At 44.5% G+C, this 11,301-nt stretch carries 8 protein-coding genes; 1 reads left to right on the forward strand and 7 read right to left on the reverse strand.

Annotated elements, in window-relative coordinates; genetic code table 11:
• Positions 1–308 precede the first annotated feature (308 nt).
• The 7 genes from V4C51_RS15510 to map all read right to left on the reverse strand — a co-directional run bounded on the left by V4C51_RS15510 (position 309) and on the right by map (position 9,466).
• A complete protein-coding gene (locus tag V4C51_RS15510) occupies positions 309–800 on the reverse strand; it encodes a hypothetical protein (protein WP_330927088.1) in 492 nt (163 codons plus the stop codon).
• A 390-nt stretch (positions 801–1,190) separates the two neighbouring features.
• Positions 1,191–1,682 carry a hypothetical protein gene (locus V4C51_RS15515; protein WP_330927089.1) on the reverse strand — a complete coding sequence of 164 codons (492 nt, stop codon included), beginning with the start codon at positions 1,680–1,682 and terminating at the stop codon, positions 1,191–1,193.
• Between the two features lie 607 nt (positions 1,683–2,289).
• Entirely contained in the window at positions 2,290–2,793 is a 504-nt protein-coding gene (locus V4C51_RS15520; RefSeq protein WP_330927090.1) for a hypothetical protein, read from the reverse strand.
• A gap of 332 nt (positions 2,794–3,125) precedes the next feature.
• Positions 3,126–3,626 carry a hypothetical protein gene (locus V4C51_RS15525; protein ID WP_330927091.1) on the reverse strand — a complete coding sequence of 167 codons (501 nt, stop codon included), beginning with the start codon at positions 3,624–3,626 and terminating at the stop codon, positions 3,126–3,128.
• Between the two features lie 459 nt (positions 3,627–4,085).
• Complete coding sequence (locus tag V4C51_RS15530; protein ID WP_330927092.1) at positions 4,086–6,701, reverse strand: hypothetical protein; 2,616 nt, start codon at positions 6,699–6,701, stop codon at positions 4,086–4,088.
• 632 nt (positions 6,702–7,333) lie between these two features.
• On the reverse strand, positions 7,334–8,173 hold the full coding sequence (locus tag V4C51_RS15535) for an SDR family oxidoreductase (protein WP_330927093.1): 840 nt from the start codon (positions 8,171–8,173) through the stop codon (positions 7,334–7,336).
• A gap of 498 nt (positions 8,174–8,671) precedes the next feature.
• Positions 8,672–9,466, reverse strand: coding sequence for a type I methionyl aminopeptidase (map, locus tag V4C51_RS15540; protein WP_330927094.1), 795 nt, complete (start codon positions 9,464–9,466; stop codon positions 8,672–8,674).
• 735 nt (positions 9,467–10,201) lie between these two features.
• On the opposite strand from map, the gene rpsB reads away from it, so the two are divergent.
• Positions 10,202–11,005, forward strand: coding sequence for a 30S ribosomal protein S2 (rpsB, locus tag V4C51_RS15545; protein WP_330927095.1), 804 nt, complete (start codon positions 10,202–10,204; stop codon positions 11,003–11,005).
• The last annotated feature ends 296 nt before the right edge of the window (positions 11,006–11,301 follow it).

Consider the following 11,301-nt stretch of genomic DNA (forward strand, 5'->3'; position numbering starts at 1 on the left):
TCAAATAGCCCCACTATTATCCTCAGAAGCAGAAATTTTTATCCTCAATTTCTCGTAATCCTCGCTACGGGCGCTATTCTCGGTCAGGCTCCTAGCGTCAAAACTGCCGGGAACACACTGAAAAGTCTGGCGCTATACCCTATGATTTGGCAAGGCCAGCATAAAAAACGGAAGCAGCTAATGATAGGGAGTATTACTAATCCCTGGTCATTTAATTGTGTCCAGAGGGTGTACCCTCTCGTCTTCCTGGCCCGGGATGCAGAAGAATCATTCGAGTCACACCGCCAAAGGCGGTGGGTTAACAAGATTTATCTATGCTTACAACTGAGATTCAATGCGTCAGGCTCATCACTTCGCTCCGTTACCTCCTTCATAAATCTGCCAGGATTATTTATCATATTTATATGCGGAATACGCCAAAACGGCTTTGCCCATTCAAAAGTGCCAGCAACTTTCCCTCTATCATTGTTTATCACTTTAAAATTCTGCCTGCTGTCCATGAATCCACACTTCCATTTAGCAGAATAATGTATACCTACACGCCCATAGCTGCTTTTTTCATAAGAGGCAGTGTGTGAAGCGGGATTATACACTCCGTACATGCACAGACCCTTACCATCAGCTACAACTGTATAGCCTTTTTTTGAGTAATATATGTCTCCTGGTGGTATTTTATTTTTAATATAAATAAAAGAATTTATACTATAAGCGTTACCCATGATGGATAAATTAAAAACTACAGTCAAAAAAATAAACGACTTTTTCGTTATACACTTTCTGGCATGTAATATAAACTTCATACACATAATGTATTCCTGCTAACTATTAAGTACATGACCATTTGCTTTTCAAGTTGGTCTACAGGTCTTGCAAGGCCTGCCAGCAAGAAAATATATGTTTTCATTTGGTCATGTACTTATTCAATAACCCAACTATCTCCAGATACATCCCATGAACATCCTGATCATAACCAACCGCAAATACCATCTTCTCCTTGAGAAACTCTGATTCCAGTAAATTAAAAGCGCCAACTACAGACGTCAGGATAATGCTTTGTGTAAGCCTGACTTTACCATTCTCTCATTATCTCCTCCATAGGAACCTGCGGTTCAAAGAAAGCCATTCTCCTAATGAAACCCTATGGGAGAAACGATTCGAGTCACACCGACAGAAGCAAGGTTCACCAAAATTCATTTGGGCAGACACCTGACATTTAATTCGTTGGGCTGATTCCCTCGAAGCGTTGCATCCATCATAAATCTGTCAGGGTTATTTATCATTTTTATATAGGGCCTGTTCCCTACCTTCTTTCTCCATTGAAATATGCCAACAACATTTCCTGTATCATTGTTTGTCACTTTAAAAACCTGCGTGCTGTACTCGAATGCACACTTGTCTGAAGCAGCATAATGTATTCCTACACGACCGTGGTTTTTTTCTTCATAAGTAGCAGTGTGCGAAGCGGGATTATACACTCCGTACATGCAGGCACCCTCGCCATAGGCCTCAACTGTATAACCTTTTTTTGAGTAAAAAACATCACCTGGCGGTATTTTATTTTTAATATAGATATAAGAATTTTTACTGTAAGCGTTACCCATGATGAATAAGCTCAAGACTAAAGTAAAAAAAAATTTGCTCACCATGAACTTTCTGGTATGTAAGGTAGACTTCATACACATAATCGACTCCCTCTACCCATTACGACTGACAATAAGTACATGACCAAATGAAAACATATATTTTCTTGCTGGCAGGCCTTGCAAGGCCTGTAGGCCAACTTGAAAAGCAAATGGTCATGTACTTACAGCGGATCGTTTTGTAAAACTGGTTCCATGAGAGAGCATCAGTGATATTCAAGAATCCAACTATCCCCAAGTGTCGCCCATGGGCACCCTGATCAAAACCACCCGCAGAGCAGATGGTACCATCCAGGAGCCTGACCGAGAATAGCGCCCTTAGCGAGGATTGCGAGAAATGGAGGATAAAATTTCTGCTTCTGAGGAGAATAGCGGGGCTATCTGATGAAGGAACAGGAATTTTTAGACCAATTTATCGCAACCGCAGTAGGGCAGTCTATTCTCGGTCAGGCTCCTGGCCCGGATATTTCATAAACTGCCCTTAGAGCCGCAAGGAGCAAGCAAGGCCAGGAGCATGTTTATGAAATATCCGGGCTAGACCACCATAAAAAATCTGCCGGTTAAAAGACAGCTACTGTGCTACCCGGGATGCCTTATGGCAGCCTCTTAAGAGCCAAAGCGTCAGAGACGGTGGTTTACCAGTACTTAATTAAGGAAATTTAGGGAGGCACCTAATATTCAAAACATTGGGTTCATCCTCATCTAACGTTACATCCATCATAAATCCGGTAGGATTATTTATCATTTTTATAAACGGAGTATTCCCTGCCAGCTTTTCCCATGTAAACATGCCAGCAACCTTTCCTGTATCATTATTTATCACTTTAAAATTCTGCGTGCTGTCCCTGACCGCACACCCCCCTTTTGAGGAATAATGTATACCTACACGACCATAGGCACCTTCTTCATAAGTGGCCGTGTGTAAAGCGGGACTATACACTCCATACATACAAGGACCCTTGCCAGCGGCCTCAACTGTATAGCCCTTCTTTGAGTAAAATATGTCACCTGGGGGTATTTTATTTTCAACATAAATATAGGAATCTTTACTATAAGCGTTACCCATGATGGATAAATTCAAGACTAGAGTAAAAAAAACAAAGGATTTTTTTGTCCCGCCCTTTATTGCGTTTAAGGTAGACCTCATACACATAATATACTCCTAGTACGACTAAAAATACTCAGAACAATACAAAAGATGCGACGCAATCAGATCGCGCGGCAATTTTTGCTGAATAGGTACTGTATACTTCGCTCCCCCTCAGGGTTTGCAGTTGAGAACCGCTTTCTCCTTGAGCAACTGAGCTTCCAATAAATTAATAGCGGCCAACGGATGAATTCAGGACAATACTTTACGCGAGCCTGACTTTACCATTCTCTCATTGAGGCCTCCATAAAAATCTGCCGATTCAAAGGAAGACACTCTTCTACCCGGAACACCCTTATGACAGAAACATTCGGCACACTGACAAAGGCATTGGTTTATCAAGATTTATGATGCAGACAACAGAGATTCAATGCGTTGGGCTGATCCTGTATTAGCGTTACATCCACCATAAATCTGTTAAGATTATTTATCATTTTTATATAAGGAGTACCCCCAAGTGGCTTTCTCCATGCGAACCTGCCATCAACTTTCCCTGTATCATTGTTTATCACTTTAAAATTCTGCGTGCTGTCCTTGAATGCACACCAGTGAGAAACTGAATAATCTATAGATATACGACTAAAGGCATTTTCTTCATAAGTGACGGTGTGTGGAGCGGGACGCTTTTTACCCATGCAGGCACCCTTGCCATCGGCTACAACTGTATAGCCTTTTTTTGAGTAAGATACGTCACCTGGTGGTATTTTATTCCCAATATAAAGATAGGTATTCCTGCTATATGCGTTATCTATGATAGATAAGCTCAATACTAGAGTAAAAAAAACAAATGATTTTTTTGTCATACTCTTTATGGCGTGTAAGGTAAAATTCATACGCATAATATACTCCTACTGCCCATTATAACTAACAATATTGCGGACATTTTTACCAAGCTGACTCTCTGAAAATATCAACAATATTCAGGGATATTTAAGAACCCGACTACTCTTGGGAGCTACTCCTTATGGAACCATCTGTTCGAGTCACACCGCCAGAGGCGGTGGCTTACATTTAGTTAAGACCGCACTGATTGCTATGTCCAGTACCAAAAGTCCTAAAAAGGTATTTAGTTGTCTGCCGCTATAAACAACCATTGACGTATAAATGAAGGCTTGTTTCTAAATATAGGACAATAGTAGCTCATTAGAAAAAACGATTACAACTCAAGTATCTGGCAGTGATGTCACCTTTGGGGGAGGTGGGTTTTTAACGTGGCTGATGGCGACAGGCAACGTTGATGACTGTCACAGGAAAAAATGGCAGGATACCTGTAACGCTGATCTGTTCAATATTCGTCATCAATTCCTCTGATTGGTGACCGAAAAACCAGCTGCCTCGACAATACCCTCTTCCATTTCAGTATTATCTTCCGCAACTGTTGAGGCTTTACCTAATTTCTGGTGTTCATAATCAGGAAACGCCTTTTTAAAACGACGGAAATGGATGTAGCATGCCCCTCCTGTGACAATTCCTCCAATGACTGCTGATACTGGAATGGCTATCCCCAGTGTTGCGCTGAATGAATAGCCTTCCGCGTGAACTGTTTGTTCAGTGACTCGCTGCTGAACAGGTAATGAAGGGCTGTGTTCTATTTGTGTCATTGTTGGCGCAAAACTCATTTTATTGGCCATTCCAGAAGACGCATCAAGGGGCGATATTTCAGGTGTTGTTGATTCCAGTGTCGGTGTTGGCGCTGACGCCTCCGCACCGTGATTTCGGGCTGGTAGCAAATTACAGGCATCTTGCCGGACACGCTCATGACAAGCGCTTGTGTTTGTGGCTGGTTCATTCCCGCAAGCCTGGTGGAGATAAATATCGATAGTATGTCGGGTACAGCGCATACCGATTTCATCAGCGTGATTAGGGCAATTAGCATGACCATCACACATTAACACCTTGCTGACACAGTACCCACCCCCACCACAATGAAAAGCCGTCGGGTCGGATCTACAGGCTTTGTTAAGATAGACGTTATTATCATTGGTGACACAGTGGGGTGAAAGCTCATCCTCTCCATGAAAACGACAGTCTTTTTTGCCATCACACATTTTGCTTTCGGGAATACAGGTGCCTGTGCCAGCGCATCGCAGAAAACACTTAGTAACGGTTGCTTGATGAAACCGGGGGTCATGGCAAAGTTGTGGCTGTTCATCGAGCTGTCCTGTAATACCATCATCTTTTCCATCGCATACATTAACGCCATCAATACACTGGTTAGTATGCACGCTGTCGTAGGTGGTGGTATCATAATCAAAAAGGCAGCAAGCGTGAGTGCCGTAGTTAGTTCTAGTGGTCAAATCCTGACAGGCTTTTTTTTCAAACCCAAACCGTTGCATGACTTGCTCTGTGGTTGGCCGGTATTCGCCGTCACACAACACGCGCCGTGTCTCTTCAAGGCATCGGGGGCCGGGTGTGCCTTTTGGACAAAATTGCAGTGCATCTACTTGTTGCATAAACCGGCGCTCGCAGACTGTAGGGCTTTCATCGCTACCATCGTCACAGTTTTCCACACCATCACAAAATTGCTCATTGGTCATACAGTGACTTTTATCGGGGCACTTTGTCATTCCTTCCTGGCAAGTGGCACAGTTTGTTTCGTCAGAGCCATCTATGCAGTCGTGGAAGGTGTCGCACTTTCTATTGGCATCGATGCATTGTGATATCTCCTTACAACTAAAACGTGCGTTGCCACAATGCTTCTTGCAGGCGTCTACTGTCTCATCAGACCAGTCTGAGCAGTCCCGTTGCCCATCACAAACACGGTTGCTTTTAAGGCATTCATCTTTTGACGTGCATGTAAATTCATCTGAATGACAGTTTATTGGGCGAACATGCCTTGCGAATATGCCTGTGGGGATAATTGATACGATAGCACCTTTCAACCACGCCTTGGCGTTACTCCACCGACCCGATGATAAAGCAGGGGCTTCAACGGCTTTTTCCACGGTATATTCATGGTTGATGAGTGCTTGTACTTGTTTTTTTGCCCGTCTAAAGTGTTTCCAACTGCTAAAGGTTTGCCCATGATAGGGAGGTCTTTGCTCGTTTGTCTGCCTTGTTCTCAGTAATATATTGCATACGAAATGCTCGCTTAAGGTTGGTTTGTATTGCTGGCTGTGTGCCAGGGCGTGTTTCATTAAGGCGTATATAACTTCAGAGACGTATGCGTTTCGGTAAGGACTGAGCGTGAATAAGTCCAATACCTTTTCAAAAAGCGTAATCAGTGGGTAACGATAAAAAGTGTCATAGTCAGGATGAGGCAAAGCCGGGACATGGGATTTCTCAGGATGGTATTCACGCTCCACATGGTAGGATAAGACTTCATACAGGGATTTTTGTTGTCTCAGTAGTGCTTGTCGGTTTGCTTCGGGCAGTTTTGGCAGGGAGTCCTGAATAAAGAAAGGCCACCCTTCATGGTAATAGTCGTAATCCTTTGCAATGCTGCCTAACTGTTTTAACTGATAGTGGTACGAAGTCTTAAGCGCCTCTGTTAATTGCTGTTTGAGCTGATGGATTTTTGTATTTGCATACTGTTCAAGTAAAAGGTGTGCAATGGAGTGTTCTGGCACAAAGAGTGTGGTTTTCGTGTGCTCTGTTTCAAATTGAAAGGGAATAGCCGTCAACGGGTATTTTAAATCTGTGTCCAGGAAAACATGAGAAAACTGTAATGGAGAGTTATCATAGCAGGCGTTCAGCAGGTTTGATGAACCCCGGCGGCGCATTGCTTTTTTGTTGGAAGAGGTTTGAGAGACATCGGGTACAGCGCCGCCACCAACAACGTCTCGAGAGAGAGTGAGTGGGTAGTGATTGCAATTTGCTACAAGGGCACCCTCAGGTTTTAGAGAGTTAGAAAGGGCGCTGTCAGCCAGGAATAATATCACGAGATTGACAAACAAAACGCAAAGGTGATTCATAATGGGAGGTATTTTTATTTTATATCAGATTTAAAAAATATAGATACTTCACGGTAATTTTCAAAAAAATCCACAAGAAAAAAGCGTGCATACGCCCTATTGACGAGAAAAAAAGTCATTCGTCGTATTTATGGTAAAACTGAACGTAATGAGCGGAGGTTCTTTCTGAAAAATAAGAAAATTCAGCGGCGCTTTGGTGTGCAATAGATCATGATCTGAGGCACTGAACATGGACACCCCTACACTATTCTATGCCTCGTGCTGTTATGCGCTGACATCATTCAAGGCAGCGTGTCGCCCCTCGTTATTGCATTGGCCTTCGATGTAATAAACACTGCCTGACAAGTATTTTCTGCTGAAAGAGCCGTTTCGCTGACTGACAGATTTTTTCTTCCTGGCTGCGTTCCAACCGTAAAGCTTTGAAGCAGGTAGCCCTGACTTCCTGCTAGGAGCCTGACCGAGAATAGCGCCCGTAGCGAGGATTACGAGAAATTGAGGATAAAAATTTCTGCTTCTGAGGATAATAGTGGGGCTATTTGACGAAGAAGCAGGAATTTTCAGACCAATTTATCGCAACCGCAGTAGGGTAGTCTATTCTCGGACAGGCTCCTAGGTAAGGCTATCTCCGTGCATTAAGACGGAGTCCCCGGCTGTTTCCGTGAAGCGCCGTGTCCTTTAAAATGATCCATACTTGTATAAATACGCAGCAGTTTACCGCAGAAAAAATCAAAGACGCGCGCAGGCAGAATGCCCCGGAAAAACGGCAAAAGACCCACAACCCAGGGAGCGCGCACATAGACTTTTCCTTTTTTCATTCCCTCCCAAACAAGATCAACTATTTTTTCAGGTTTAATAATGGGTGCCAATAAAGGCGGTTTGACACCCTCAAACATGCCAGTATCAATATAACCGGGGGTTACTGTGGTCACTTTTACGTCATGGCCACCGCGCTCCATCTCCAGTCGCAGGGATTCTGACCAGCCAATGACGGCCCATTTACTGGCAGCATACACTGACATTTTAGGATTGGGCAATAAACCGGCGGCAGAGGCAATATTGACAATGCGGGCTTCACCATTTTTCAGCATGCCGTGCAAAAAGGCGCTGGCAACATGCATAGGGCCTGCTGTGTTGATATTCAGAGTGCGTTCTATGTCTGCACTGGTGTGGTCGGTAAAGTCTTTGCCCACTATAATGCCGGCATTATTAAAGAGGATATCGATATCACCAATGTCTGAACGGGTTTGGTCAGCAGCTTGTTTAATCGACGCTGGACTGGCTATATCCACCACGTAGGTGCTGACAGAGCCACCACGGCTTCTTAGTTCAGTAGCTGTTTTATTCATCGCGGCTTCATTGATATCCCAGATCACCACCTGGCCACCTTCAAGCAGAGTTTTTTCTGCAAACAGCCGTCCTATTCCCTGGGCGCCACCGGTAATGAGTACATTTTTTGAAGAGACTGAAAACATCTTGACATACTCGCTATAGTCTATGGACAGAATATCACAGGTCTGTCCGGGTCTTGTTATTGTTGTAAAACGACAGAGTTACCATAACACAGGTTAGTGATATTCTGTAGCTGCATTTGTTTTTAGTACGTTTATACGTAAGGGGTTCTATACTAGTTCGTCAAAACAGGTTTTATCAATGGCTTTTTCAGCTTCCGTAATGACTATGGCGGTCTATGCCTTAAAACAAGACGACACGGTTTTATCGATAGAAGCCTGTCGGACTTATGCTTTCGAGCATAAAATTCAGTAGGGCGAGTCAGAATTCTCGATTAATTTGCGCGAATAGTTGACCTATTTAAGCAAGTTGATCGGAAATTCTGGCCGCGCTTTCTCGCGCTTCCTGGATTTTAGGCCGAAATTGTCTTAAGTCCGACAGGCTTCCAGCATCGGTTGATCAGTGGTGCGGTTGTTTGGCGTATCCAGGCTGAACACGTCAAACGCATGGTAGTAGATGCTTCAGGTTCGCTCTTCTTTTCTGAGCGTCAAAACCTCACGCCCGGAAGCAGTAACAAGGATAGTATGCTCCCATTGCGCAGAAGGTCGGCGATCTTTGGTGATAGCTGTCCAGTTATCACTGAGGAGTTTTGTGCCTTTTTTACCGGCATTGATCATCGGTTCAATGGTGAAGATCATGCCTTCTTTCAGTTCGCAGTCATTACGATCGCCGTACCCTTCATAGTGCAGAACCTGAGGGTCTTCATGGAAACCTCGCCCAATGCCGTGCCCACAGTACTCTTCAACAACACTGTAGTGATTGTTGTGGGCATGGTGGGCAATAACTCTGCCAATATCACTCAGGCGCGCGCCGGGTTTTACCTGGTCAATGCCTTTATACATGCACTCCTGAGTCACTTTGGCCAGTCGCTGGTTAAAAGGTTGCACATCGCCGACCATGAACATTTTGCTGGTGTCGCCGTGGTAGCCATCTTTAATCACGGTAATATCAATATTGATCATATCGCCGCTTTTGAGCATTTTTTTGTCACTGGGAATACCGTGGCAGACAACATGGTTAATAGAGGTGCAGATGGATTTAGGAAATCCCGGGCGCCCTGGTGCTGCACCATAGTTCAATGGGGCCGGAACGGTTTTTTGTTCATTAACCATAAAATTATGGCAAATGCGATCAAGTTCACCGGTGGATATGCCTGGCTTGACGTAGGGTTCGATCATTTCCAGTACTTCAGCTGCCAGACGGCCAGCAATGCGCATTTTTTCAATTTCTTCGTGGGTTTTAATAAGAATATTCATAAAGTCTGTGCATTCGAATGAGAGGGGGTAGTGATGTTTCAAGCTGTTATTTAGGGGCATTCTATCCCAGATGCAGGGGGATTCTCCACAATTGCGCCTGCTTTTCTAGGAGCCTGTCGGGCTTATGCTTTCGAGCATAAAATTCGGTAGGGCGAGTCAGAATTTTCGATCAATTTGTGCGAATAGTTGACCTATTTAAGCAAATTAATCGGACATTCTGGCCGCGCTTTCTCGCGCTTTCTCGCGCTTTCTGGATTTTAGGCCGAAATTGTCTTAAGTCCGGCAGGCTCCTAGCCCGGATATTTCATAAACTGCCCTTAGAGCCGCAAGGAGCAAGCAAGGCCAGGAGCATGTTTATGAAATATCCGGGCTAGTGTGGATGCCCAAAATGTGAGGCTGACAGGATAAGGCTTAAAGTAGCAGGGGTGGACCCATTGGTACAGCATTAAGCATTGGTAATATACCCATAACTTTTAACATTTAAAGATGCCAGCTCTTTCTCAGAAGCCATTTTTTGCTCTCAATTCAATGGTTGAATTCAGGCTGAAAATGATAGTGAGGTTTGGTATTTTTGCAAAAATATGGTATAAAGCGCGCCGCAATTGCCAATTTTCCGGCATACATTGTTCACTACAGACTCACATATATCGTCACATGGCTCTGGGTGCTCTCTGTCAAACAGCGAGTCGGGTTCATGGGGTATATGGAGGCTTAACCCTCACTCAGGAGAGATACATGACTCAAGTCACTATGCGTGACATGCTCAAGGCGGGTGTTCACTTTGGACACCAGACGCGTTACTGGAACCCGAAGATGAACAAGTTCATCTTTGGCGCACGCAACAAGATTCATATCATCAACCTGGAGCACACGCTTCCTGCGTTCAACAACGCTCTGTCTTTCATCAAGAAGCTTGCTGAAAACAAGAACAAAATTTTGTTTGTTGGTACTAAGCGCGCCGCAGGCAAGATCATCCGCGAAGAAGCTACCCGCTGCGGTATGCCTTACGTGGATCACCGCTGGTTAGGCGGGATGCTGACGAACTACAAGACGATTCGTCAGTCTATCCGTCGTCTGCGTGATTTGGAAGCTCAGCGCGATAACGGTACCTTTGAAAAGCTGACTAAAAAAGAAGCGTTGATGCGCGGCCGTGATTTGGAAAAACTGGACCGTGGTCTTGGTGGTATCAAAGACATGGGTGGCCTGCCAGACGCACTGTTTGTCATTGACGTTGAGCATGAGCGTATCGCTATTCAGGAAGCCAACAAGCTGGGCATCCCTGTCATTGGTATCGTAGATACTAACTCAAGCCCTGAAGGCGTTGATATTGTTATTCCGGGTAACGACGACGCGATCCGTGCCATTCAGCTGTACATTAAAGCAGCTGCCAGTGTTGTTATTGAAGGCCGTGCTGCTGCCAGCACTGGTGCTGAAGAGGAGCTGGTTACTGATGCTGTTGAAGAGGCTGTTGAAGAAAAGGCAGAAGACGCGGTAGCTGAAGAAGCGCCTGCTGAAGACAAAGGTCAGGCTGACGCTTAATTGCCATCGGCTTGATAATAAGGAAAGGGGGCTGCTGGCTCCCTTTTTTTTGCTATCGTCTGAGAAGCTGTTTTAACAGTCATTCTGATGGCAGTCTGTGTTAAACCGGTTTAAAAGGCTGATCCTGTTTGTTGGATAGCGGCTGCTTGTCGCTGGAAATCGACCTTTTATTCTCCGTTTCTCCCGACTCTGCCTATCTAGGAGGCTGTCCGAGAATAGACTGCCCTACTGCGGTGGCAGCAAATTGGTCTAAAAAGTCGGAAATTTTTAGCAAATAGAACCACTATTCACTAAAA

Origin of the sequence: Candidatus Sororendozoicomonas aggregata (genome assembly GCF_031528575.1) — a bacterium.
GTDB lineage: Bacteria > Pseudomonadota > Gammaproteobacteria > Pseudomonadales > Endozoicomonadaceae > Endonucleibacter > Endonucleibacter aggregata.